Below are 24,436 nucleotides of genomic sequence, written 5' to 3'. Positions count from 1 at the left end.
GGTGATGGGCGGTTCCGGCGTGTAGCTTCAGCTCAGCTGTCGTGGTTCGCAGTTCCTGCCCGCGCCCTGGCGTGGGCGTTTTGCTGTGCAGTGCCGGACCAGGGCGATCACCTCCGGGTCCGCGCGGTGCGGATCCGACATCGACTGAGAGGCATGAACATGGCCAGCGGAACCGTGAAGTGGTTCAACTCCGAAAAGGGCTTCGGCTTCATCGCGCAGGACGGCGGCGGTCCCGACGTCTTCGCGCACTACTCCAACATCAACTCCACCGGCTACCGCGAGCTCCAGGAAGGTCAGGCCGTGACCTTCGAGATCACCCAGGGCCAGAAGGGCCCGCAGGCGGAGAACATCACCGCCGCCTGATCCGACTCGCAGGTGTCCACCCGCCCCGGAGCCCATGGCTCCGGGGCGGTCCTGGATCCGCCGCCGGATCCGTCACGAGTCACCGGATCCGCCGAGAGCGGCCGGATACGTCAAGGCCGCCGGGGCCGGCGAGGCCGCCGCCCGGGCCGGTGGACACCGGCTCGAATCCCGCTCGGGCACCGCTCGCGATCCGTCTCTGAGTGAACCCGCTGCGCCGGGCGGACCGTGGATGGCACCATCCGTGCCATGGCAGATGACAGCGGCGACGTGTTCGAGGCGGGTCAGACGGGACTCATCATCCTGACCCCGGAGGCGGAACCGACCCTCCGGGGGTGGCGTGAGCGGCTCGATCCGTCGGCCCGGGCCGGAGTACCGGCGCACGTCACCGTGCTCTTCCCCTTTCTCGACGCGAGCCGGCTCGATGCGGGCGTCGACGCCGCACTCGCGGACCTTGTGGGACGCCACCGGCCGTTCGACCTGCGGTTCGCGAGCAGCGGACGGTTCCCGGACGTGCTGTACCTGGTGCCCGAACCCGACGCACCCCTGCGCCGGCTCACCCGGTCGATCGCCGAACGATGGCCGGAAGCTCCGCCGTACGGGGGCCGGTTCACCGACATCGTGCCGCACCTGACCGTCGCCCAGGGCCAGGACGACACCGTCCTGGACGCGATCGAGGCCGACCTCGCCGGCACGCTCCCGTTCACGTCGCACGTGTCCGCGGTCGAGCTGATGGTGTACGACGGCTCGCAATGGCAGGAACGGTCGTCGTACGGGCTGGGCGGCTGAGCGACTCGCCCGCGGTGGTGTGCTCAGTCGGCGAAGCGGCCGCAGAGCCAGTTACCCGGCTCCGCCGGGTCGTCGCTGGTCCAGAACTGGAGCCAGAGCTGTGCGAACTCCTCGCGGCTGAGGTGGCCGTCGCCGTTGAGGTCGAGGAGTTCGAAAACGCCCGTGAGGTCCGTCGGTTGCCCGTTCCAGGTCTCGACGAGACCACGGTGCTCCTCCGGGGAGATGCGGCCGTCCCCGTTGGCGTCCACGGCGTCGAATACGGTGTCGGCCGTCGCGGTGACGTCCGAGACCATCGCGGGGAGCTGGTCGACGAGGGACAGCAATTCCCCCATGTCGACCGCACCGTCCCCGTTGGCGTCCCCCGCTTCCAGCAGCGCCGCCCACCAGCCCATCAGCAGGGCCTCCACCCGCCTGCGCAGATCCGTCCCCGGCCCCACGGCCGGCAGTCGGCTCCAGCGGGTGACCAATGCGGTGAAGTCCTCTTCGCGTAGGTAGCCGTCACCGTCCGCGTCGAACGCGGCGAACATCCCCCTGAGCTTGCGCTCCTGAAACGCACTGGCCACGAGCGGCCTCCCTCGACGCCGAACCGAACCATGAACGCCGCTCCACCAAAAGCGAGTTGGTGGGCGGCGCGCGTAACTATAGGTCGGGACGCGGGCCCGCCCCCACGGGCACATGCGGACGAACGTTCACCCCGTCGGTCGGGAGCCGTCGCCGCGGAACGACGCGGAGGGTCGGGGCGGGCCGGAGCGGGGGCGCCCCCGAAGGCCCGGCCCGGGTTGTGTATCGGGCGGGTATCGGCGAGCGCTTGGTCGTGCATCGATCCGGCGCGGACAGGCGGCGCGGACGGGGCTCCCGGGGCCGGATTCCCGGGGCGCTGCCTGCGCCCGCCCGACCGGCGCCGTCCGTCCCACCAGGGCGGGAAGCGGCGGACACCGCTGTCCCGGGGGTGTGGGGCGTGTCCACACGCGGGCCGCGGTCACCATCCCGGCGCCTGCCCTATGGTTCCAGACAGATCACCGTCCGCCACCCGAACAGGAGCCGTCCCCCGTGTCCTCGTCCGCCCACCCTCCGGCCGTTTCCCCGCGCCCCGTGCGCGTGCTGCTGGTGGAGGACGACGATCTGATGCGCCGGTCCTTCACCGTCGCCCTGGAGCGGTACGGCTACCTGATGCGGACCGCGGCCGACGGGCTGACCGGGCTGGAGCTCTTCCGCGACGAGGACTTCGACCTACTGATCCTGGACGTGATGCTGCCCGGCCTCGACGGCATCGGCCTGTGCCGCAAGGTCCGGGAAACCAGCCTGGTGCCCGTCCTGATGATGTCCGCGCGCGGCGACGGGCTCGACGTCGTCGCGGGTCTGGAGGCCGGCGCCGACGACTACGTCGTCAAACCCGTGGACACCTTCGTGCTCGTGGCGCGCATCCGTTCGCTGCTGCGCCGGGCGACGTACGCACCCACCCCGACGCCCGGGCCGCCCGCGGCGGACGGGTCGCCGGCATCCGCCGGCGAGCTGCTGGTCTTCGGGGACCTGACCATCGACACGGGTGGTCTGGAGGTGCGGGTTGCCGGCAGCCCGGTGGCGTTGACCCCGACCGAACTGAAGCTGCTGCTGGAGTTCGCGGCCCGTCCCGGGATCGTTCTGGAGCGGCACACCCTGCTCCGGGACGTGTGGGAGTACGGCTGGGACGGCGACAGCCGGGTCGTGGACCTGTGCGTGCAGCGGCTGCGCGGCAAGCTGGGCCGCGACCGGATCGAGACGGTCCGCGGCTTCGGCTACAAGCTCAGGCGTTGAGAGCGGTGCCCTCCTCCGAGCAGCCCGGGCAGCGCCGGGTTCCGCTGCGCTGGAAGATCGCCGCACTGGCCGCGGCCACCGCATGCCTGGTCGTGGCGGCCGTGGGCGTACTGGTCCACCTGTGGACCGTGCAGGACATCCACCAACGGGCCCGGGCACAAGCCCTCAACACCCTTTACTCCGCCATGGACGTCCACCGGCGCACCGGAGCGCTCACGGACGGCGCCGAACTCGACCCGCCCGCGCTGCCCGCGCCCCTGCGGCACCTGGCGGACGGCGCCCGGCACACGGCCCAGGACGACCGCGTCGACGGGAACCTGGGGCCGAGCGTCTGGGCCGCCCAACGGGTCGACGGACCGGACAGCCCCGTGCTGGCCTTCCAGGTCAACATGAGCCCCGAACTGCACGAACTGCGACGCCTCGACGTCGCCATGGCCCTGGCCTCGCTGCTCGCACTCGCGGCGGCCACCCCCGTGGCCGTGTACGGGGCCGGGCTGCTGGCCCGCCGGCTGCGGGAGGTCTCCGCGACCGCGCGGCGGATCTCCGCGGGCGACCTGGACGCCCGGACCGGGCCGACCGGGGGCCGCGACGAGGTGGCCGACATCGCCGCCACCGTCGACCTCATGGCCGACGACCTCAGTCGACGCCTGCGCACCGAACGCCGGTTCACCGCGGACGTGGCCCACGAACTGCGCACCCCCGTGGGTGGCCTCCTGGCCACCGTCGACCTGCTGCCCGCCGGGGAGACGGAGGACCTGCTCCGGGCCCGGGTACGAGACCTGCGCGCACTGGTGGAGGACCTGCTGGAGATCTCCCGGCTGGACGGCGGAGCCGAGCGGCCGGTCACTGCCAGGGTCCCGCTCGGAGCGGTCGTCACCGAAGCGGTGGCCCGGGCCGGTCCGCAGACGGAGGTCGTCGTGACCACGTCCGGGACCGTGGCGGTCGTGGAGACCGACCCGCGTCGCCTCGAACGGATCGTCGGCAACCTCGTCGTCAACGCCCACCGGCACGGGGCGACCCCGGTGCGGGTCACCGTCGACGGCCGGACCGTCGTCGTACGCGACCACGGGCCCGGCTTCCCCCCTGACCTGCTGCGCGACGGCCCCCGCCGGTTCCACACGGGCGCGGCGGAACGCGGCTCGGGCCACGGGCTCGGCCTGACCATCGCCCTGGGCCAGGCCCGGGTCCTCGGCGCCGACCTGCGCCTGGACAACGCCCCGGACGGCGGGGCCGTCGCCACGCTGAACCTCCCTGCCTGACGGGTCCCCACGCGAGAGCTGCACGAAAGCCACGCAGCCGAGCGGCAGCCGATACGCGGCGGCTCAGGCGCCGATACATCCCCCGGACACCCTTCGAAGTGCACGTCGCGCACCTCGCGCCTCACGCGTCCTTGCGCGCCTCCCGCACTCGAAGTGGAGTCCTCCGTGACCGTCGACCCCCTTGCCCCGCAATCCCCGTACGTCCCCTACATCCCGCAGGGGGCGGCCGGCGGCGCCGCTGCCGCCGGCACCACCGACCTGTCGAAGGTGTACGGCAGCGGCGACACCCGTGTCGTCGCCCTGGACCGGGTCAGCGTCTCCTTCCGGGAGGGCGCGTTCACCGCGATCATGGGCCCCTCCGGCTGCGGCAAGTCGACCCTGATGCACTGCGCCGCCGGGCTCGACTCGTTCACGTCCGGTTCCGTCCGCATCGGCACGACCGAGCTCGGCACGCTCGGCGACCGGCAGCTCACCCAACTGCGCCGCGACCGCATCGGGTTCATCTTCCAGGCGTTCAACCTGCTGCCGACCCTGACCGCGCTGGAGAACATCACGCTGCCGCTGACCATCGCCGGGCGCCGCCCCGACCGGCAGTGGCTGGACCGAGTGGTGTCCATGGTCGGCCTCTCCCAGCGCCTCGCACACCGGCCCGGACAGCTTTCGGGCGGGCAGCAGCAGCGGGTCGCGGTGGCCCGCGCCCTGGTCTCCCGTCCCGCGATCGTCTTCGGCGACGAGCCCACCGGAAACCTCGACTCCCGTGCCGGGGCCGAGGTACTCGGCTTCCTGCGCGATTCGGTGCGCGAGCTGGGTCAGAGCGTGGTCATGGTCACCCACGACCCCGTCGCCGCCGCCTACGCCGACCACGTGCTGTTCCTCTCCGACGGCCGGCTGGTCGACGAGATGACCCAGCCGACCGCGGACCGGGTGCTGGACCGGATGAAGGCGTTCGACGCCGGCACGCGCTCGCGCACCAGCTGAGACCGGTCGACGTTGATCGAGACCGGTTGACGTCGTTCGGTCCGGCCGTCACAGGCCGGGACCTGCGTCTTCGACCGACATCACCGGGACCGATCGACACGACCCGGGACCGACCGCCATCAGCCGGGACCGCCGAATCATCCGCCCGGTCCACTCGGCCCCGCCCCCCCCGGACAGCCACCCGCTCGCAGTTGCCGAGCCCGTATCCCAGGATCCGCACCCATGTTCCGTACCGCCCTGCGCAACGTGTTCGCGCACAAGGCCCGCCTGTTGATGACCGCGTTCGCGGTCATGCTCGGCGTCACCTTCGTCACCGGCAGCCTCGTCTTCGGCGACAGCCTGAACCGGGCCGCCGCCGCCCGCGCGACCGATGGCTACGAGCGCCTCGCCGTCAGCGTCTTCCCCGAAGGCTCACCCGCCGGTGGGGCGCCGCCCGGCATCGACGCCGCCACCGTCGCCACCCTCGCCCGGGTCCCGGGTGTGGCCGTCGCCGCGGGCCGGGTCGACGGCTTCGCCGCCGTGGCCGGCCGCGACGGCCGCCCGATCGCCGGCGGCACGTCCCACCGGGGCGCCAACTTTGCTCCGGGAACGGGCGGCATCGACCCCGCCTACCGCTTCACCCGGGGTGCCGGCCCGACCGGTACCGACACGATCGCCCTCGACGAATCCACCGCCGCCAAGGGCGGGTACCGCGTCGGCGACACCGTGCGCGTCGGCACCCACCAGGGCGCCGCCTCCTACACCCTCAGCGGAGTCTTCCGCACGGACGGGACCAAACTGCCCTCCGGCGGCAGTCTGACGCTGTTTCACGAGGCCACCGCGCAGCGACTCTTCCTCGAGCCCGGCCGCTACGGGACCGTCGAGGTGACGGCCGCGCCCGGCACCGACGCCGCGCGACTGCTCAGCCGCGTCGAAGCGGTGCTCCCCCCGAACACCGGCGCCGCCACCGGGGCCCAACTCGCCCGGATCCAGGAGAACCTCGCCACCGGCGACGGCGACACGATGAGCCAGATCCTGCTGGGGTTCGCGGCGGTCGCCCTGTTCGTCGCCACCTTCCTCATCTCCAACACCTTCACCATGCTCGTGGCCCGACGGACCAGGGAACTGGCCCTCATGCGGGCCGTCGGAGCGTCCCGCGCGCAAGTGCGGCGCATCCTGCTGACCGAGTCCCTCCTCGTCGGCGCCCTCGCCTCCGCGGCCGGCCTCGCCGCAGGCACCGGGGTCGCCGCCCTCCTCCGTACGCTGTACGCGCCGGCCGACGGCCCGTCCGGCCCGCTGGTCCTCGCCCCGGGCACCGTAGTGACGTCGCTGCTCGTCGGCACCGCGTTGCCCACTATCGCCGCATGGCTTCCGATCCGCCGCGCCATGGCCATCGCGCCCGTCGCCGCGCTCGGCGCGGCCGAGCCGCAGGCGCCCGCCCGCACCGGGTCCCCGCGCACCGGCCTCAGCGCCGCCCTGCTGCTCACCGGCACGGCCGGCTGCCTGTACGGGGCCCTCGGCGCGGGCAAGGACGCCCGGATCGTCATCGGCCTCGGCGCGGCCCTCACCTTGAGCGGGGCGATCGGCTTCATCCCGCTGCTGTCCAGGCCGTTCGTCGCCCTGCTCCGACCGCTGTTGACCCGCCTCCACCCGGTGCACGGCGACCTCGCCGCACGCAACACCGTGCGCGATCCGCGTCGGACCGGCGCAACCGCCGCGGCCCTCGCCATCGCCCTCGCCCTCGCCTCGGGCCTCTCGGTCCTCGGGGCCTCGGCGGCCCAGTACCTCGACCGCGCGACCACGCACGACTTCACCGCGGACTACCTGATCAAGCCCGCCGAGGGCGGCATGCGGATGACGCCGGCCACCGCCGAACCCCTGAAGAAGCTGTCGGGTGCCAGGTTCAGCCCGCTCAACCAGTCCACCGGGTACCAACTGGCGGGCGTCCCGTCCGTACTGACCGGGGTCGACCCCGCCACCATCGGCCGACTGCTCCGCTACGACGTGACCGAGGGCTCGCTCGACTCCCTCGCCCAGGGCCGGATCGCCGTCGCCGACTTCAAGGCGGAGAAGGCGGGTTGGCGCGTCGGCCAGACCCTTCCCCTGCGGCGCGAGGACGGCGGGCAGGGCCAGGTCGGCAACGTCACGATCGGAGCCGTCTACCGGGCGGACGAGCAGAGCAACCTGCTGCCCAGCATCACCGCTCCCGACGCGCTCGTCGCCCGCTACGACCCCGATCCCAGCACCGCCGGGATCCTGCTCGCCACGGATGCCGGGCCGGGTCCGGCCGCGCTCGGCGCCGTCAGTCGCGCCCTCGGCGACAACCCCGCCCTCGCCGTCCTGGACGAGTCCGCCATCCGGGAGCAGGAGAGCGGCTCCATCGGTGACCAACTCAACATCTTCTACGCCCTGTTGAGCATGGCCATGGTGATCGCCGCGCTGGGGATCACCAACACCCTCGCGATGTCCGTCCTCGAACGGCGCAAGGAGATCGGGACCCTGCGGGCCCTCGGCATGGACCGCGCCGGCGTGACCCGGATGATCCGGCTGGAGGCCCTGCTCCTCGGCGGACTCGGCGCCGCCCTCGGTACGGTCCTGGGCGTCTTCCTGGGCTGGGCCCTCGGGCGCACCCTCCAGGAAAGCGTCGTCGGCTACGCGTTGGTGATTCCGTGGGGCCGCCTCGCCCTCGGCGCACTCATCGCCCTGGCCGGCGCACTCCTCGCCTCGCTCTGGCCGGCCCGCAGGGCCGCCCGCGTCGACATTTCCGCGGCGACGGCGGCGCAATGACGACGCTCCACCCGCGCGGACGCGAAAGGTTCGGACAGCGCGGACTCCCGGTGGACGGAGGTCACCGGCGGTCGCCGACGGAAGCGGTCGCCGGACCGGGGTGCGGGGTCGTCAGGGAGCGGCCGTGCCGGTTCTGTGAGCCGTGAGGAGGAGGTACTCCCACTCCATGACTCCGTCGCGGGTGTTCTCCTCGGCCAGCGCGTCCAGTGCGCCGTCCAGCTCCGCCGCCCGGTCGGCGTCGTCGCCGAGGGCGCGGTAGACCGCGATCGTCGGGCCGTAGCAGGCCTTGAAGAAGGTACGGAAGGCTCCTGGCTGGGGGAAGGCGTCGACCCGCGCGGTCCGCCGCTGGGCGTCGACGTCCGTGACGCGGTCGCCGAGGAGCTCGTACACGTGCTCCGCGTCCCCCCAGAGGGGCGGCGGCTGGGCTCCCGGCGGCGGGGGCGGCGCGTACGGCTTCATCGTCGCGAACATCCGGCCTACGAACCCCTGTGGTGTCCAGTTCGCCAGGCCCACCGTTCCTCCCGGGCGGCAGACGCGCACCAGCTCGTCGGCGGCGGCCTGATGGTGCGGGGCGAACATGATCCCGAACGAGGACATCACGACGTCGAACTCCCCGTCGGCGAAGGGCAAATGTTCCGCGTCCGCCTCGCGCCATTCCAGACGGGCGCCGCGCACCCCGGCCAGGTTCCGGCCGACTTCGAGCAGCTCGGGGGTGAGGTCGCTCGCCACGACGTCCGCCCCCGCGAGGGCGGCGGGGATGGCGGCGTTGCCCGCGCCGGCCGCGACGTCCAGCACCCGGTCCCCCTGCCGCACGCCGCACGCCCCGACGAGCTCGGCACCCACCTCCGGAATGACGTGGGAAGCCACGGACGGATAGTCGCCCCAGGCCCACATGGCCCGGTGCCGGGCCTTCAGCGCGCGATCGGCCCCGACCGCGTCGGTCCCCTCGGACATGACCCACCTCCAGGGCTCGGATCGACCCTCCATCCGAGCGTATGCGCCATGCGCCGCCCGCGCAGTCCGGCCGCCGCGGTCGGACCGCGGCGGGCGGCGGTGGTGACGGCGCCACCCTGCGAGCGGGGACGGTGCGGTCCGCCGTCCGGACCGGGCGGGCGCCACCGCGTGCGCCGTCCTGCGACTCCGGGTTTCGGTCAATCCCGCGCCGGTTTGGCTGGTTTGGCCCAACTGATGCCCTTTCAGGCAAATCTGACCGAAGATCATCCCACTTCTCGCGCTCCGTCCCTCCATGATTCTCACGGGAGCCGGCGGCGCCGTCGGCGGTGCCGTCACGAGCGCGGCACGCAGCCGTCGGCAGCAGTGTGGGAGGGCGGAAGTGACGCAGGTGCTGGTCGAACGCGACGACGTACTCCGGGCCGCGGCCGCCGCCCTGGCGCGGGCACGCACCGGTAGGGGAAGCTGGCTGATGCTGGCCGCACCGCCCGGCCGGGGCCGGACCGCGGTCCTCGACGCCGTCACCCGTGGCGCGCGCGCCGACGACGGCGTGTGCGTACGGTCGGCGCGGTGCGCACCCGAGGAGACGGCCTTCCCGTTCGCCCTCGTACGCCAGGTCTTCCCCGCCGTCGGCGGGATCCCCTTCAGCGACCCGGCCGGCGGGGAGGAGCAGCAGGTCTTCCACCGACTGCTGGACCTGCTCGCCCGAAGCGCCGTCGACCGGCCCGTCCTGCTCGCCGTCGACGACCTGCACTGCGCGGACCCGGTGTCCCGCCGCTGGACCGGGTACCTGGCCCGCCGGATCGCCGGGCTGCCGGTCCTGCTCCTGGCCACCGCCGAATGCCGTGAGCACGCCGACGCCGGTTGGCTGCCCCGGGCCACCGGCGTGTGCCACGCGCTGCCCCCGCTCGGGCCGGAAGCCGCGGCGCGGCTGGCACGCGAGCGAGGGTTGCCACCCGAACGGCACGCGATGTGCTGGGACGCGACCGGAGGCAACCCGGCCCTCCTCCAGGCGCTCCTCGCCGACCTGGCCCGTCCGCCGGGCCCGGGCCGCCCGGTCGGCGGCACGCCGGACTCGGAGGGCCCTGCCGGAGACCCCTTCGATCCGGTCGGTCCTGCCGCCGGTCCTGCCGACCCGGTGCGCCGTCCCGCCGGTCCGGGCGACCCGGTCCGTCCCGACGACCCCGGGCCCGAGGCCCCCCTGTCCGACCCCGACCCCGACGCCGCCCCCGGCGCCGACCCCGCCGACCCCGACCCCGGCCGTCACCGGCGCCAGGCGAGCACCGGCCGACACCAGCGGGACCCGGACGTCGCCAACGGGCCCCGGCCCATCCGGTACCGGGAAGCGATCGCCCGCTGGATCCGCCACCGCGCCGACGACGAAACCCGGCGCACGGTCCTCGCGCTCGCCGTGACCGCCCAGTGCTCTCCCGCCACCGGCCCGGCCCTGCTCCGGGAAGCCCGGCCGTTGCTGCCGACCCGGCAGGCGGCGTCGAGCGGACCGAGTGCCTCGCCGCTGGCCCGGATGCTCTCCCACCCGCTCGCCCTGGAAGCCGTACTGGACGCGGCCGAACCCGCCGAACTGGCAGCCCTGCACACCCGCGCCGCCCGGCTGCTCCACGACGGCGGAGCCCCCGCCCCGCAGGTCGCCGCCCGGCTGCTGCGCCTGGACCACCCCCGCGAGGCGTGGATGGGCCGCTGTCTGGAGGACGCCGCCGACGCCGCCGTCCGCGCCGGGCACACCGAAGAGGCCGCCGCGCTGCTGCGCCACGCCCTGCGGGCAGCGCCACCGCTCGCCCGGGAACGGCATGCCGACCTCACCCTGCGCCTGGGATCGCTGGAGTTCCCGTACAGCGCCGAGGCGGGCATCCGCAGGCTCCGCGCGGGCCTCGACCTGCACCCCGACCGTCAGGAACGCGCCGCCGCCGCGCCCACCCTCGGTGCGGCCCTCGCCGCCACCGGCCGCACGGACCGTGCGCTGAGAGTGCTGCACCGGGCGAGCAGCGGCGCCGGCGACGAACTGGTGCACATCCTGCGCACCGTCACCGCCCTCATCTCCTCGCACGACGCGGTCGCCTGGCGCCACGCCGTGGCGGGCCTGCGCGCCTTCGCGCCCACGGCCCCGATCACCGTCGAACCGTTGGTCTGCTCGCTGATCACCGAGTACGAGACCGGTGCCGGGCTCCTCTCGTCGGCCGAGGTGCTGGCACGGATCCGGCCCCGGCTCGCCGCTGCGGCCGTCCACCCCCTGCTGCGCACCGCCTGGCTGGGCAGCGCGGCCACCCTGTTGCAGTGGGCGGACCGGTTGGAGGACGCCCGGGCACTCGCCGAGCGGGGACTTCCCGTACCGCCCGCACCACCGGACCTCACCGACGCCGGCCTGCAGTGCCTGCTGAGCGCCCGGGCGGAAGCCGCGCTCTGGGCCGGGGACTTCCGGCGGGTGATCGCCGAGAACACCCACCTGGCCCACACCTGTACCGGTCGCGGTATCCGCGCGCCCCACCTGGTCTCCATGGTGGCGCTCGCCCGGTACGAACTCGGGCAGCGCGACCAGGCCTGGCAGCTCCTCTCCACCCCCGACACGACCACCGCCGACAGCTCCTGGGAGTGGAACGAACTGCGCTACGCCCGCGCCCTGCTCCACGGCATCGAAGGACGCGGCGAGGCGGCCCTCGCCGAGTACCTCGCCTGCGGCACGGGCCAGAGCGCCCGCGACTTCGTCAGCCCCGTGGCCACACCGTGGCGGTCAGGCGCAGCCCTCGTCCTGGCCCGCCTCGGCCGCGCGGCCGAAGCCCGAGAGCTGGCGGAGGAGGAACTGCACCACGCGCGTCGCTGGGGCACCCCCCGTACGGTCGGCAGGGCGCTGCGGGCCCACGCGGCGGCCGTCGGCGGTCGCCGGGGCCTGGACTCGCTCGTCGAGGCGACCGCCCTGCTGGACGGGGCGCCGGCGCCCGTGGAACGCATCGAGGCGCTGATCGACCTGGGACGGGCCCGCATCGCGGCCGGGTTCGGCCGCCGGGGCCGTGACGACCTGCGCACCGCCGACGCCGAGGCCGTGCGCCTGCTGTCCCCGGGGCCGGATGCCGGTGACGCCCCGTACGGCCTCCTCGGCGAGGAACGCGACCCTCGGGTCGGGGACGGACGACTCGGCGCGGGCCCGGAGCCCGCGCCGACCGGCCGACTGCTGCGGGCGACGCGCGCCGCGCTGCGCGCCGCGAACGCCCGTGGCACGACCCGCGCCACGACCGGACCGAGCGCCCTCACCGGCGCGGAACGCCGGGTCGTGGACCTCGCCGCCCTGGGGCACACGAACGCGCAGATCGGCGAAGCGCTGCACCTGACGCGGCGCACGGTGGAATCCCACCTGACCAGCGCGTTCCGCAAGCTCAAGGTGACCCGCCGGACCCAGCTCGCGGTCGGCTTGGCCGGAGCGGACACCGCCGGGGGACCGTGAGGGGCCGGGGCGTCGACCACGAGAGCGGGTCGGGCGCCGTGTTCGTGGTCTTCCACGATGTGCGGGTCGGGTGCCGGCGGACAGAGTGAGCACCGCGCCGGCCCGCCCCCACCGGTCCGGCGCCACCTAAGCCACCTACGCCACCTACGGCACCTCCGGCGCCGACGCATCCGCGGCGGGGCCGCGTACGAAAGGTACTCGGGATGAACTTCACGAAGCGTACGTCCGCGCGCTCGGCGCTGGTCGCCCTCATCGCGGTCGCCGGGACGTCCCTCCTCCCCGCGACCGCCGCCGAGGCCCGACCCGTCGCGCCTCCCACGGCACCGACCGCCTCGGACATGGGCGCGAGCCTGGCCCCCAACCAGCTGTGGCAGCTGCGCAAGCGGGGCAGCCGGTTCGAGATCGTCAACAACCACAGCGGCATGTGTCTGAAGGTCAAGAGCGGCTCGAACGACAACGGCGCCCCGGTGGTCCAGGCCGAATGCGGTACGCCGAGCGAGGGGTTGTGGAAGTCGGAGGTCACCGACGGCGGCAACTTCATCCAGCTGCGCAACGCCAACTCCGGCAAGTGCATGGACATTTCCGGGGGCAGGGCCATCAGGGGCGCCAAGATCGTCCAGTGGGACTGCAACGGCGGTCTGAACCAGAAGTGGTGGGACACGGACAACATCGACGGCAACAACGGCTATTGGATCAGTGGCACCACCCCGAGCGGCGCCCCCACCTGGATGTGCCTGGACATGCCCGGCCTGAGCACCAGCCCCGGCACGCAGGCCGCGATGTGGGAGTGCTCCTAGACAACCGGCGCCCCACCTGCCCGGCAGGGGAGGGCAGGATCGCGGGCGGGCGCCGATGAGGGCGCGGGCCGGCGGGGGAGACGGGCGCGGATCGCCGCCCCCTCCGCCGGCCGGGCTCGCCGCATCCGCCGGCTGCCCCAGGTCCCGTCGTCAACCTCCCGTCCGCCTCGCGACGGCGGGAGTCCGACGACAGGCCCGAGCGGAGCCCGCTCAGGCCTCGGGCCGGTGCGGGGCCCCGGTGCAGCGGCGTACGAGGGGCTCCAGGTAGTCCACGTGCGGTCCCGCAAGGGCGGCCAACTCGGCCGGTGAGCGCACGAAGGCGATCGCGTCGAGTTCGGCATCGCGGCCCGCCGCGCGCTCCGCCGCCACCAACGCGGCGAACCGCTCGCGCACATCCGCTTCCGGGCGGCTCGGGGCGAAGTGGGTCAGCCCGACGCTGCCGTGCGCGCCGCGGGTGGCCGCCCACAGCCGTAGCCGCGTCGGCTCGACGTCGACCCCGATCTCCTCGACCAGTTCGCGCGCCGCGTGTCCGCGCAGCGAGGCCTCGTCCAGTACCTCACCGGCCCCGGGCGGCTCGACGGACCCGCCGGGAAACTGCCACCGTCCCGGAGTGGCCGTCCAGGCAGCCATCCGCACCACGAGGACCCGCCCGTCGGGCGTCGGTTGGACCGCGTTCACGAACAGCGACGGCAACGCCTCCGCACCGGGAACACGACGCAACGCCCGGTGCCGGTACGTCACCGCGGCCCAGCGCAGGAACAACGTGTCCGGATCGACCCGTCGGAGTTCCACGCACGCGACCGCGGGCCCGTCGAACAGGGTCGGGTTGCCCCGCACGGCGTTCTCCCACGCCCGGTCCCGCGCGGCTTCGAGGGCGGGGGACAGTGCGGGCGCCGCGCCCTCGGCGAGCCGAAGGCGGCTGACATCGAAGAGTTCCGGACCGGGATGCGGAGTATCGATCACCCGCCTCATCCTAGGGGCGACGTGGGCGACGTGGGTGGCGTGGCGGCGGCGTCGGACGTGCCGGTGCGCAGTGGACGGATCCCGTGGGGTCGTGGTCATCCCGCCGGCAGCAGGGGGTACCTGACGCCGGTGGATGAGCATCGGTACGCACGGCGACGCCACCGGGGCCGGTGCCTTGGTCGCCCCGTTCTCGAGGGTCGCGCGAGCCGGCACAGGCGTGCCCCCAACTTCCTTGATTGTGACGCCCCTTGGCGGCGGCGCGCCTACGATCAAGCGCATGAGACCAGTGATCGCCCCCCTGCCGGGCGGCGCGCCCGCGGAGCTCGGGGGGTACCGGATCCTGGGCGTGCTCGGATCCGGCGGCATGGGGACGGTCTACCTCGCGCGCCGCCGCGGCCGTCCCGCGGCCCTCAAGACCATCCGGCCCGAACTCTTGCGGGACGCGGACCTTCGCGCACGGTTCGGGCGCGAGGCCGCGGCGGCGGCGGCGGTGCGCAGCCCCTTCGTCGCCGCGGTGCTCGGATCCTCGGCCACTGATCAAGTTCCCTGGCTCGCAGCCGAGTTCGTGCCCGGACCAACCCTCGCGGAGGGCGTGCTGCGGCACGGGCCCCTGCCGGCGCCGGCCGTGTGCGTGCTCGCCTCCGCCCTCGGCAGGGCGCTGACCGCCCTGGGTGGGGCCGGTGTCGTGCACCGCGACCTCAAGCCGTCGAACGTCATCCTCGGCGCCGACCGGCCCCGCGTCGTCGACTTCGGGATCGCCCGGGTGGCCGGCGACGCGACCTTGACCGCGACCGGCCAACGTCCCGGAACTCCCGGTTACATGTCGCCCGAGCAGGTCGTGAAAGGGTTGCTCGGCCCGCCGAGCGACGTCTTCTGCCTCGGCACGCTGCTCGTGTTCGCGCTGACCGGTCGGCACGCCTTCTTCGAAGGCGACCCGGTCCGCGCGGACTTCCGGATCGCCTACGAGGAACCCGACCTCACCGCGGTGCCGCCCGCACTGCTCCCCGTGATCCGCGGCTGCCTGGAGAAGAGACCGGCCGACCGCCCCACCGCCGCCGAGGTGGCCGGGGAGCTGGACCCGCGGGGCGCGGCCCTGCGTCCCGCGAGCCGCTGGCTCCCGGCCGCCGTGACCGCCGACGCCGCCGAGATGGGACGGGCCGCCGCCGCGCTGGGCGCCGGACCCCGGTTCCCCACCCGGCGTCGACTCCTCATCGGCGCCGGCGCGCTCCTCACCGCGACCGGCTCCGGCGCCCTGCTGAGCCGCCTGGACGGCAACGGCTCCGACGGGCCCCCCGCCCCCCGCTGGAGCGGCCCGCCCGGCACGGTCGCGCAGCCGCTGTGGGCCTACGACGGCGCCGCGGTCGAGCCGGCCTTCGGACCGGTCGGCGCCGGTGGGACGGTGTGGTTCGCGGACGGCGACGATGCAACGGCCCTGCACGATCCGGTCTCCGGAGCACGCCGCGGCCGCGGCCCGACGGCCGGCGCCCTCGTCGGCGGACGCCGACCGGTCGCCCTGACCCCGGACGGCGCCCTGCTCTTCCTGGACCCCCTCACCGGCGCGGTCCGCCACCGCTCGTCCGACGGGGTGGGGGCCCTGCTCGCCGCCGACGAGGACCAGGCGTACGTCCTCGACGACGCCGGACGCGTCGCCGCGGTGAAGCCCGGGGGCCGGGGCACGCGCTGGCGGGTCCCCGTTCCCGTGCCCGGCCCGGCGCTGGTCCCGGCCATCGGGCACGGGCTGCTGCTCCTCGCCTCCGCCACCGGCGGAGTGGCGGCCCTGTCGGTCTCCGACGGCCGCCTCGCGTGGCGACGCCCCGCCGGGAGCGACGGCCGGTGGACGGCCCTGTCCGCGCGCGCCGTGGTCGTGGGCGGCGGCGGTCACCGCGCCCTGAACTGCCTGAGCAGAGCCAACGGCGAACAGCTGTGGACCCTCCCCGCCGACGACACGACCGGCTTCGGCGCGCCCGCCCTGGCCGGCGACACCGTGTACGTGGCCGACGGCCGGCAACTGCGCAGCGTCGACGCGAGGACCGGAGTCCCGGCCTGGACCGTGCTCGCCCCCGACGAACTGGCGCAGGACCAGGCCCCGTTGATCTCCGGATCCGGCGTCTTCGTACCGTTGCGCAAGCCCGAACTCGGCATCCTGGTGGTGGACACCGCGCGGGTGGCCGAACAGTACGTCTTCGCACCGACCCCGGCGCAGGGCGTCCGCGCCGAGACGCCCTGGCGGGGAGCGGTCGTCCGGGGCGGCGTCATCTGGCAACGCGGCAGCACCGTCCGCGCCCTGCCGGGCATGTGAGCGGTTCCGACCCGGGACCACGAGGGGGAGGGGAACGCATGGGACGCGGACAGCTGGGGGCGGGGCTCTTGCCCGAGGACCCGACGGCCACCGGGCCGTACCGGTTGTTGGCCCGCTGGCCCGGCCCCAGGCCGGCCCCGCCGCACCACGGCATGTACGTCGGCCGCGACCGGGCCCACGGGCACGCCGTGGTCTGTCTCCTGCCCCCGGCCGCGCACGCGGCGGCCGAGGAATTGCACCGCGCTTCCGTGCCGGGAGTTCCGGCCGTACTGGACCTGCGGACGGAGACCCTCCCCTCCTGGGCGGCCCTCGCCTACACCCCTGCCGTCTCCCTGGCCGACGTGGCGGGCCGGCCGGGGCCGGCTGCCGGAGTCCTGTCCCTGGAGCGGTCGGTGGAGATCGCCGGGGAGGTCGCCGCCACGCTGGCCGCCCTGCACGCCCGGGGCGTCGGGTACGGCGCCGTGGCACCCGAGGGGGTGTGGCTCACCACGGGCCGCCCCCTGCTGATGGCCCTGCACGCCTGCCGCACGCTCCCCGCACCCGGACCCGCCCCGGGCGACGGCGACGGCGGCGGCGACGGGCCGGACCGGGACGGTCGGCCGCCACGCCGGCCCGCCGGGCCCGCGCGGCTGGAACCGCAGAGCCGGGTATCGACCGTGCCCGCCGCCTTCATGGCCCCGGAGGTGGCCGCGGGCCGCCCCTCCTCCGCGACCGCCGACGTGTACGCCCTCGCGATCCTGCTGATCCACACGGCCACCGGACGACTGCCCTTCGGGGACGGCCCGCCGCCCGTCCTCGCCTACCGCGCCGTCCACGACCGCCCCGAACTCCCCGCGCTGCCCGCAGAACTGCACCGGGCCGTGGCGGCGGCACTGGCCCCCGCCCCGGCCGACCGCCCCACGGCCGCCGAACTGCACCGGGCGCTGGCGCTCCGGAGGCCCGAGCCGACAGGGCCGGGTGCCCCGCCGCCCGCGGGCCCGCTGCCCGGCCGGGTCGTGGCGGCCCTGGCCGTACGCGCCCAGGAGATCGCCGACCTGGAGGCGGAAGCCCCGGCCGCCGACAGCCCGCACGCGCATCCCGATCACACGGACGACACCCCCGACTCGGACGACCGGCGCCCGGCGGACAGCCCCGCCTCCACCGACGAGGCCTCGCCACGGGCCCACGTACCGCGCCCCGTCGGTGCCCCTCGCACGGCAACGCACGGTGATCCGGACGCCGATCCGCCGGAACCGCCACAGGCTCCGCCGCACCGCGATCCGCACGGACACTCCGCCCCGCCGAGGGGCACCCGGCCGCACGCCCCCGCCACCCGGCCCCCCACCCGCCGCCGTCTCCTGACCCACCTGCTCGCCGGCGCGGCCCTCGGAGCGTCCGGAACGCTCGCCTGGTCCGCGCTCACCCGGGACGACGGCCGCCCCGAGCCGACCGCCGGGGCCGGCGCCGCGACGGGCACGGGTCCCCGGGTGCGCGGCATGCCGCCGCCCGCGCTGTGGCGCTTCGACGACAACACGGCCCGTACGCGGCTCCTCCCGGTCAGCGGCGCCGACCGGTTCCTGACGCTGCGCGGCGAGGTCCTGTACGGGCACGACCTGCGCACCGGCAAGGAGGTGTGGCAGATGCCCGGAGTGAGCGAAGGCACCCCACCCGTCCAAGCGCCCGGCGACCGCGTCCTCGTGGTCACGCGCGAGGGCCTCTCGCTCTGCTCGCTGAGCGAGGGCCGGACCCAGTGGCTGCAACGCGTGGAGAACCTCTCGACGGTGCTCGCCGTCGAGGGCTCCACCGCGTGGCTGGTGGTGGGCGACGGCAACCCGTCCGGTGGACACCTGCTGGCGGCCTTCGACCTGGACCAGCGCAAGGAGCTGTGGCGCACGCCCATGCCGAGGGGGTTCGACTACCGGTTGGGTTCCTTCGTCGGTCCGCGGATCGTCGTCGTGGAGGTGCAGGTGCCCCGGCAACCGTTCCAGGACGTGTCGGCCGTCCGAACGCTGGAGATCGCCGGCTTCGACCGGAGCGACGGGCGCATGCTCTGGAACCGCACCTTCGCCGACGTCCACTCCGGGCCCGCCTCCACGGTGGATCCGGCGGGCGGCGGGCGGCTGTTCCTCCTCGCCAAGGGCCACGCGCAGGCCTACGACCTGGAGTCCGGCGCCCGGCTGTGGGAATCGCAGGCCGTGGTCGCCGGCACCAACGCCCCGCCGCTCCTCGCCGGCGGCACGCTGTACCTGACGGACGACGGCCGCGGCCCGCTCGTCGCCGTCGCACCGGACACGGGACGGACGCTGTGGGAGCAGAGCCTCGACGAGAACCTGGAATGGTTCATGCTCGGCGCGATGGCGGCGAGCGCGTCCGGGCGCACCCTGTACCTGTCGACCCTGAACCAGATCACCGCGACCTCCCTCCCCTCGGGCAAACGCCTGTGGCAGGCGGGACTTGCCGGGGTGGAGGCCCGCGAGCCGTTCCAACTCGTCACGACTGCGGACGCGTTGCTCATCGCCCGCCCGTCGGTGGTGGTGGCCCTCCCGGTGGACTGACCGTGCCCCGTGCTGTGTGCCCCGTGCCGCCCGTACGCCCCGCCCGTTCGTACGCCCGCCCGAACACCCCCGTTCCCGCCCAGCGGGCCCCGTCGCGAAGGATCCCACCGGCCATGTCCACGCTGCTGCCCCTCCTGCCCGACGACCCCGAACGGCTCGGGGGGTACACGCTCCTCGGGCGGTTGGGCGGCGGCGGCATGGGAACCGTCTTCCTGGCCCGCACCACCGGCGGCCGGCTGACCGCCGTGAAGACCGTACGGGCCGACCTGCGCGACCGGCCCGGCTACCGGGAGCGGCTGATCCTGGAGGCCGAGGCCGCGCGGTCCCTGGGAGCGGAGCACACCGCCGCGTTCCTCGGAGCCGATCCGGACACGGCGACGCCGTGGCTGGCCACGGCCTACCTCGTCGGTCCCTCGCTGGCCGAGGCGGTGGCGGCCGCGGGGCCGCTGCCCGAGGAGGCCGTCCGTGGACTCGGCTCCGCGCTCGCCACCGCCCTCGCGGCCCTGCACCGCGCCGGACTCGTCCACCGGGACCTCAAGCCGTCCAACGTGCTGGTCACCGCCCAGGGCCCCCGGCTCATCGACTTCGGGCTCGCCCAGGCCCCCGGCAGCCCCCGCCTCACCGCGGCGGGAGCCGTGGCCGGCACCCCGGCCTACATGTCCCCCGAGCAGGCGCGCGGGGGGCCGCCCGGCCCCGAGGGCGACGTGTTCGCCCTCGCCGCCGTCCTGGTGTTCGCCGCCACCGGGCACGGACCCTACGACGCCCGCGGCCGGCAGAGCACCCTGCAACTGCTGCGCGACGGCGCCGCCCCCGACCTTACCGGCGCCCCCGACGGGCTGCGCGACACGCTCACCGCCTGTCTGTCACCGGAGCCGGGGGAGCGGCCGAGTCCGGACCAACTGTGCGCGCAGTGGGGGCCGTTCGACGACGGCGAGTTCGCCGACCTGCTGCCGCAGCGGTTGCTCACCGACCTGTCGCGCCGGATCGAGGAGGTCGCCGCCGTCACCACCGCCCCACTGCGGGCCCCCGCCCCGCCGCCCGGCATCTCCCGCCGCACGGTGATCGCGGGTACGACGGCCGCGGCGCTCACCGCCGTCGGCGGCGTCTCGGCGCTGTGGCTCACCGGCAACCTCCCCGGCATCGGGTCGGGCCCGGACGCCGCTGTGGGGGGCCCGAAGGCGAGCCCCGGCCCGAGCCGCGGCACCCGCCCGCCCGGCACCCCGCCGGCGCCGCTGTGGTCGGTCGCCACACCGTTCACCGCCTCCCCGGCGGTGGCGATCGACAAGGTCCTGATCCAGGTGGGCGACGTCATGCGCGGGATCTCGACGGCCGACGGCCGGATCCTGTGGGAGGCCCAGAAGACGAAGGCCGACACGGCCGTGGCCGGTGACCGCCTCGCGGGGCTCGTCTTCGACGAGGACGGCGACGCGAGCGCGGGCTGGATGGATCCGCTGACGGGCCGGCTCGCCCCCGACGCGTCCGGCCCGGCCGTCCTCGGTGAACTCACCTTCACCACGGGGCTGCTGGCCGCAGACGCCGAATGCCTCTACCTGAAGGCGTACTACCGCTCCGGCGAGCCGGAGGACCAGCCCTGGCTGGTCGCGTACGACCTGGGCGCCCGGAAGGTGCGCTGGCGTCAACGCATCGAGGGTGCGGTCCTGGACCGGGACGATGCCCTCATGATGTCCGCGATCGTCTCCGGCGGCCGGCTGATCGCCTCCGATCCCGGCCGCGTCCTGGCCTTCGACCTGCGCGACGGCCGGCTGCTGTGGGCGACCAGGGTACGGACCGACCAGCAGGCGAAGTCACCGAACGAGTCGGGCGGGTTCAACCGCCCGGTCGCCTCGGACCGTCACGTCCTCGACTTCGAGGAGAGGATCACGGCGGTGGACCTGGCGACGGGGGCTCTGGCCTGGACACTGGAGCCGGAGGACGCGAAGTTGCTGAGCGCGCCCGTCTGCGTGAACGGCGCGGTGTACCTGGCGGACGGCTCGTTCCAGGCCTTCGACGAGGCGACCGGGAAGAAGTTGTGGACCCACGACCCGGGCGGGTACGTCTCCATGCTGGCGCCGCCCGCCCCCTTCGCCGGCGAGCTCTACGCGGCGATCGGGAGCGGCGATCAGGCCGTCGTCGCCGTGGACGTCGAAAAGCGCCGGACCGCGTGGACCGTGTCCGCGGGAGCCGTGAACATGCCGAGCGGACCCAGCATGATCGTCCAGTACGGCAACCGGCTCTACCCCCAGGACACCGACCGCATCGCGGCCATCCCTCTGGACTGAACCCGCCGTGCCCGGCCACGACAGGGCGTGCCGGCCGTGAACCGCCGGCCGGCGGCGCTCCCGCGCCCGCCCGGTTGAGGCGCGTGCGGCAGGGCAGGCGCAGGGGAGCACGGACGTGCCCGCACCCCGCGCGGAAGGAACTCCCAGGTGAACGCGATGGACAGGACCGTGGAACCCCGATCCGAAGGACCCGGGCGCCCCGGTGGACCCGAACGCCCGGGACCCACACCGAGCGGTCCCGATCCGACCCCCAGGGAGCCGGCGACGCCGAGCCCCGGCGGGACACCGCGGGACCCGGGACCTTCACCCGCCGGGCCCGCGCCCGGCCCCGGTGAGCAGCCGGCGGTTCCGGAACCCCCCGACTGAGTCCGAGCCGACGTGACGCGGCACGTCCGAAGGCCCGTTGAAATCGAGGGAACCCCGTAGAAGTCCGGAGACCCCCACAGAGGTACGAGAGAAGGAGGTGGCCCTGGTGCGCATCGCTTTTCTGACCGCGCTCGAAGGCGTCGAGGAGATCGAACTCACCGAACCGTGGAAGGCGGTCGAAAAGGCCGACTGGAACCCGCAACTGGTCTCGACGGGACCCGGCAGGGTGCAGGCGTTCCGTCATCTCGACAAGGCGGGCACGTATCCCGTCGACCACGTGCTCGCCGGCGGCAGTTCGGACGGCTACGACGCCCTGGTGCTGCCCGGTGGCGTCGCCAATCCCGACGCCCTGCGCATGGACGAGAAGGCAGTCGGTTTCGTCCGGGACTTCTTCACGGCCGGCAAGCCGGTGGCGGCGATCTGTCACGCCCCCTGGACGCTCGTGGAGGCGGACGTCCTGCGCGGTCGCACGCTGACCTCCTGGCCGAGCCTCGCCACCGACATCCGCAACGCCGGCGGCACCTGGGTCGACGAGCAGGTGAAGGTCTGTCGGGCGACGCCCGCGACGCTGGTCACCAGCCGGAAACCGGACGACCTGGAGGCCTTCTGCACGGCCTTCGTCAAGGAGTTCGGCAACCACGGTTCCTGACGGGAGCCCGCCCCACCTGCCCCCGCACAGCAACGGAGAAATCATGGGAACCCCTCCCAACGACCCCGTCCCCCCGTCTCCCACCCCCTCACCGGGCCCCGGCCCCGGCCCCCGGCCGGGGCCGCTCCCCGGCCCGGTGCCCGCCCCCGGCGGGCCGGACCCGGTGCCTCCGGCGCCACCGCAGCCCGGGCCCGATCCGCAGCCCTCGCCCGCCCCGGGCCCCGACCCCTTCCCCCGGCCGGGCCCGCTTCCCGGACCGGGACCGGCTCCGGAGCCCGTCACCTGAGCGGGTCCCCGGGCCCTCGGGGCGCCGCGCCGCGAGTGGTCGACGTCCGCCCGGGTAGGCGCCCCTTGACCGGAGTCCCACCAGTGGCCCCGGCCCGACGAAACGGAGTGATCGGTATGCGCACCGCAGCGGCCAGGGCGATGGGCGTGGCCACCCTCGGGTACGGGGTGGCGGTCGCCTGCAGCCCCCGCGTGTTGGCCCGCCCCTGCGGCCTGTCGGACAAGGGCTCCTCCGCCCTGCTGATCCGGGCCCTGGGAGTCCGGGACGCGGTGATCGGCGCCGCGATGGTCGCGCTCCCCGAGGGCGCCGCCCTGCGCACGGCCGTCCTGTGCCGGGTCACGGTCGACGCCGGGGACGCCCTGCTGTTCGGCACGTTCCTGGCCGGACGGCGGGAACGCTCCGTCGCGGCCGCCGCCGCCCTGGGTTGGGCGGCCCTGTGCGGATGGACGCTGACCGGCGACGGCCGGCCGACGGCGCCGCTCCTCGAGGACGCGGCCAATGTCGCGGTGCGCGCCGCCCAGTCGGTGGCCCGCGCCGAACTCTGACCGTACGGACTCGCCGTGCGCGGTGGGTTTGTACGACTGCAAGGCGGGCAGCCGCGTCATCAAATGGTAGGCCCCAGGACGGAGGCCGGAGATGTCAACAAGCATGCTGATCGTCATCATCGTCGTCGCTGTGATCGTGGTGGCGGCAGTCGCCGCCCTGGTATCGATGCAGGCCCGACGACGCCATCTGCAAAGCCGGTTCGGACCCGAGTACGAGCGCGCGGTCGAGGAGCAGGGCGGTCGGATGGCCGCCGAGCGCGACCTGCGCGCCCGTGAGGAACGGCACGACAAGCTCGACATCAAGGAACTGCCCGCCGAGCGGCGGCAGCAGTACGCGCAGGAGTGGAGCGGCGTCCAGGAGCACTTCGTGGACCGCCCCGAAGGCTCGCTGTCCGAGGCCGACGACCTGGTGTCGCGGCTGATGAAGGAGCGCGGCTACCCCACCGAGGGGTACAGCGGTGCCGTACGCGACCTGTCGGTCGAACACGGCCGCACGCTGGAGCACTACCGGGCCGCGCACGGCGTCAAGGAGCGCAGCGGGAACGGACAGGCCACGACCGAGGAGCTCCGAGGGGCGATGGTCCACTACCGCGCCCTGTTCGAGGAACTGCTCACCGACCAGAGGAGCAGGTGACATGCGGATCCAGGACGAGAACGCAGGCGAAGGTCGGGGCGGCGAGCCCGGTCTGACCACCGAGGACCTCGCCCATCCGGGCGGGGCGGAACGCGGCCAGGCGCCCGTCTACCCGGGCGAGGCGACCACGGCCTTCGGCGACGGGGGCACCCGCACCGACGAGTACGACCGCTCCCGGACGGACCGGACCGACCGTGCGGCCGAACCCGTCACCGCGGACGCGGACGTCGACGCGACCGCGGACGTGGACGCGACCACGGACGCGTACGGGACCGGGAACCGCGACGCGGCCACGGGCACGACCCATGACGTGGCCGAGGCCGACGACACCGACCCGCTGCTCCCCGGCGCCGAGGCGGAGGGGTTCCGCAAGAACTGGAGCGACATCCAGAGCCGCTTCGTGGACGACCCGCAGGAGGCCGTCAGGTCGGCGGACACCCTGGTCGCCGAGGTCATGCAGACGCTGGCCGGTTCCTTCGCGGCACACAAGCAGGGGCTGGAAGGCCGCTGGGACCGAGGCGAGCAGGTGGCGACCGAGGACCTGCGGTTGGCCCTGCAACACTACCGATCGTTCTTCAACCGGCTGCTCAAGACCTGAGCCGGCGCACCACCGGAGCAGAACCGAACACGGCCTCGGGGGGGCGGGGGCGGCCCGCCCCCCGGGGGCGGGGGGGGGGGGGGCCCCGCGGGGCCCCCCCCCCCCCCCCCGGGGGGGGGGCGCCCGCCCAAAACG

At 74.7% G+C, this 24,436-nt stretch carries 18 protein-coding genes; 15 read left to right on the top strand and 3 right to left on the bottom strand.

The window, feature by feature from the left end; translation table 11 throughout:
* The first annotated feature begins 159 nt into the window (after window positions 1-159).
* Window positions 160-363: a cold-shock protein gene (locus ACFY0I_RS03750; RefSeq protein ID WP_281208001.1), complete on the top strand. Its 204-nt coding sequence runs from the start codon at window positions 160-162 to the stop codon at window positions 361-363.
* A gap of 246 nt (window positions 364-609) precedes the next feature.
* The gene (locus ACFY0I_RS03745; protein ID WP_388889673.1) at window positions 610-1,149 is read left to right on the top strand and encodes a 2'-5' RNA ligase family protein; all 540 of its coding nucleotides are present in this window, start codon (window positions 610-612) and stop codon (window positions 1,147-1,149) included.
* 23 nt (window positions 1,150-1,172) lie between these two features.
* Here ACFY0I_RS03745 and ACFY0I_RS03740 read toward each other — a convergent pair whose 3' ends face one another.
* Entirely contained in the window at window positions 1,173-1,712 is a 540-nt protein-coding gene (locus ACFY0I_RS03740; RefSeq protein WP_388889667.1) for an EF-hand domain-containing protein, read from the bottom strand.
* A gap of 562 nt (window positions 1,713-2,274) precedes the next feature.
* On the opposite strand from ACFY0I_RS03740, the gene cseB reads away from it, so the two are divergent.
* The 4 genes from cseB to ACFY0I_RS03720 all read left to right on the top strand — a co-directional run bounded on the left by cseB (window position 2,275) and on the right by ACFY0I_RS03720 (window position 7,946).
* Window positions 2,275-2,943 carry a two-component system response regulator CseB gene (cseB, locus tag ACFY0I_RS03735; protein WP_388890643.1) on the top strand — a complete coding sequence of 223 codons (669 nt, stop codon included), beginning with the start codon at window positions 2,275-2,277 and terminating at the stop codon, window positions 2,941-2,943.
* 5 nt (window positions 2,944-2,948) lie between these two features.
* Window positions 2,949-4,202 (top strand): sensor histidine kinase, encoded by a 1,254-nt coding sequence (locus ACFY0I_RS03730; protein ID WP_388890640.1) that lies wholly within the window; start codon window positions 2,949-2,951, stop codon window positions 4,200-4,202.
* Between the two features lie 210 nt (window positions 4,203-4,412).
* Window positions 4,413-5,180 (top strand): ABC transporter ATP-binding protein, encoded by a 768-nt coding sequence (locus ACFY0I_RS03725; RefSeq protein ID WP_388890637.1) that lies wholly within the window; start codon window positions 4,413-4,415, stop codon window positions 5,178-5,180.
* A 222-nt stretch (window positions 5,181-5,402) separates the two neighbouring features.
* Complete coding sequence (locus ACFY0I_RS03720; protein ID WP_388889663.1) at window positions 5,403-7,946, top strand: FtsX-like permease family protein; 2,544 nt, start codon at window positions 5,403-5,405, stop codon at window positions 7,944-7,946.
* A gap of 111 nt (window positions 7,947-8,057) precedes the next feature.
* On the opposite strand, the gene ACFY0I_RS03715 is transcribed toward ACFY0I_RS03720, so the two are convergent.
* Window positions 8,058-8,900, bottom strand: coding sequence for a class I SAM-dependent methyltransferase (locus ACFY0I_RS03715; RefSeq protein ID WP_388889660.1), 843 nt, complete (start codon window positions 8,898-8,900; stop codon window positions 8,058-8,060).
* 379 nt (window positions 8,901-9,279) lie between these two features.
* On the opposite strand from ACFY0I_RS03715, the gene ACFY0I_RS03710 reads away from it, so the two are divergent.
* Both ACFY0I_RS03710 and ACFY0I_RS03705 read left to right on the top strand, forming a co-directional pair.
* A complete protein-coding gene (locus ACFY0I_RS03710; protein WP_388889658.1) occupies window positions 9,280-12,351 on the top strand; it encodes a LuxR C-terminal-related transcriptional regulator in 3,072 nt (1,023 codons plus the stop codon).
* 203 nt (window positions 12,352-12,554) lie between these two features.
* Complete coding sequence (locus ACFY0I_RS03705; RefSeq protein ID WP_388889655.1) at window positions 12,555-13,148, top strand: RICIN domain-containing protein; 594 nt, start codon at window positions 12,555-12,557, stop codon at window positions 13,146-13,148.
* 210 nt (window positions 13,149-13,358) lie between these two features.
* Here ACFY0I_RS03705 and ACFY0I_RS03700 read toward each other — a convergent pair whose 3' ends face one another.
* Complete coding sequence (locus ACFY0I_RS03700) at window positions 13,359-14,111, bottom strand: NUDIX domain-containing protein (protein ID WP_388889653.1); 753 nt, start codon at window positions 14,109-14,111, stop codon at window positions 13,359-13,361.
* A gap of 277 nt (window positions 14,112-14,388) precedes the next feature.
* On the opposite strand from ACFY0I_RS03700, the gene ACFY0I_RS03695 reads away from it, so the two are divergent.
* From ACFY0I_RS03695 to ACFY0I_RS03665, 7 genes are all read left to right on the top strand, one after another.
* Window positions 14,389-16,410 (top strand): protein kinase, encoded by a 2,022-nt coding sequence (locus ACFY0I_RS03695; protein ID WP_388889651.1) that lies wholly within the window; start codon window positions 14,389-14,391, stop codon window positions 16,408-16,410.
* Between the two features lie 38 nt (window positions 16,411-16,448).
* The gene (locus ACFY0I_RS03690; RefSeq protein WP_388889648.1) at window positions 16,449-18,944 is read left to right on the top strand and encodes a PQQ-binding-like beta-propeller repeat protein; all 2,496 of its coding nucleotides are present in this window, start codon (window positions 16,449-16,451) and stop codon (window positions 18,942-18,944) included.
* 113 nt (window positions 18,945-19,057) lie between these two features.
* A complete protein-coding gene (locus tag ACFY0I_RS03685) occupies window positions 19,058-21,223 on the top strand; it encodes a PQQ-binding-like beta-propeller repeat protein (RefSeq protein WP_388889646.1) in 2,166 nt (721 codons plus the stop codon).
* Window positions 21,224-21,695: 472 nt separating this feature from the next.
* Window positions 21,696-22,238, top strand: coding sequence for a type 1 glutamine amidotransferase domain-containing protein (locus ACFY0I_RS03680; protein WP_388889644.1), 543 nt, complete (start codon window positions 21,696-21,698; stop codon window positions 22,236-22,238).
* Window positions 22,239-22,640: 402 nt separating this feature from the next.
* Complete coding sequence (locus ACFY0I_RS03675; protein ID WP_388889642.1) at window positions 22,641-23,069, top strand: hypothetical protein; 429 nt, start codon at window positions 22,641-22,643, stop codon at window positions 23,067-23,069.
* 91 nt (window positions 23,070-23,160) lie between these two features.
* Window positions 23,161-23,703, top strand: coding sequence for a hypothetical protein (locus ACFY0I_RS03670; RefSeq protein ID WP_388889640.1), 543 nt, complete (start codon window positions 23,161-23,163; stop codon window positions 23,701-23,703).
* Between the two features lies 1 nt (window position 23,704).
* A complete protein-coding gene (locus ACFY0I_RS03665) occupies window positions 23,705-24,301 on the top strand; it encodes a hypothetical protein (RefSeq protein ID WP_388889638.1) in 597 nt (198 codons plus the stop codon).
* The last annotated feature ends 135 nt before the right edge of the window (window positions 24,302-24,436 follow it).

The organism is Streptomyces sp. NPDC001568, from assembly GCF_042893755.1.
Lineage (GTDB): Bacteria > Actinomycetota > Actinomycetes > Streptomycetales > Streptomycetaceae > Streptomyces.
This window is presented reverse-complemented; position numbering and strand designations above follow the sequence as displayed.

What these genes read in the sequence shown, in the direction of transcription:
- ACFY0I_RS03670 (WP_388889640.1), top strand. Translation starts at nt 23,161, where the DNA reads ATGTCAACAAGCATGCTGATCGTCATCATCGTCGTCGCTGTGATCGTG.
- ACFY0I_RS03685 (WP_388889646.1), top strand. Translation starts at nt 19,058, where the DNA reads ATGTCCACGCTGCTGCCCCTCCTGCCCGACGACCCCGAACGGCTCGGG.
- ACFY0I_RS03720 (WP_388889663.1), top strand. Translation starts at nt 5,403, where the DNA reads ATGTTCCGTACCGCCCTGCGCAACGTGTTCGCGCACAAGGCCCGCCTG.
- ACFY0I_RS03715 (WP_388889660.1), bottom strand. Translation starts at nt 8,900, where the DNA reads ATGTCCGAGGGGACCGACGCGGTCGGGGCCGATCGCGCGCTGAAGGCC.
- ACFY0I_RS03745 (WP_388889673.1), top strand. Translation starts at nt 610, where the DNA reads ATGGCAGATGACAGCGGCGACGTGTTCGAGGCGGGTCAGACGGGACTC.
- ACFY0I_RS03665 (WP_388889638.1), top strand. Translation starts at nt 23,705, where the DNA reads ATGCGGATCCAGGACGAGAACGCAGGCGAAGGTCGGGGCGGCGAGCCC.
- ACFY0I_RS03695 (WP_388889651.1), top strand. Translation starts at nt 14,389, where the DNA reads ATGAGACCAGTGATCGCCCCCCTGCCGGGCGGCGCGCCCGCGGAGCTC.
- ACFY0I_RS03675 (WP_388889642.1), top strand. Translation starts at nt 22,641, where the DNA reads ATGCGCACCGCAGCGGCCAGGGCGATGGGCGTGGCCACCCTCGGGTAC.
- ACFY0I_RS03705 (WP_388889655.1), top strand. Translation starts at nt 12,555, where the DNA reads ATGAACTTCACGAAGCGTACGTCCGCGCGCTCGGCGCTGGTCGCCCTC.
- ACFY0I_RS03690 (WP_388889648.1), top strand. Translation starts at nt 16,449, where the DNA reads ATGGGACGCGGACAGCTGGGGGCGGGGCTCTTGCCCGAGGACCCGACG.
- cseB (WP_388890643.1), top strand. Translation starts at nt 2,275, where the DNA reads ATGCGCCGGTCCTTCACCGTCGCCCTGGAGCGGTACGGCTACCTGATG.
- ACFY0I_RS03750 (WP_281208001.1), top strand. Translation starts at nt 160, where the DNA reads ATGGCCAGCGGAACCGTGAAGTGGTTCAACTCCGAAAAGGGCTTCGGC.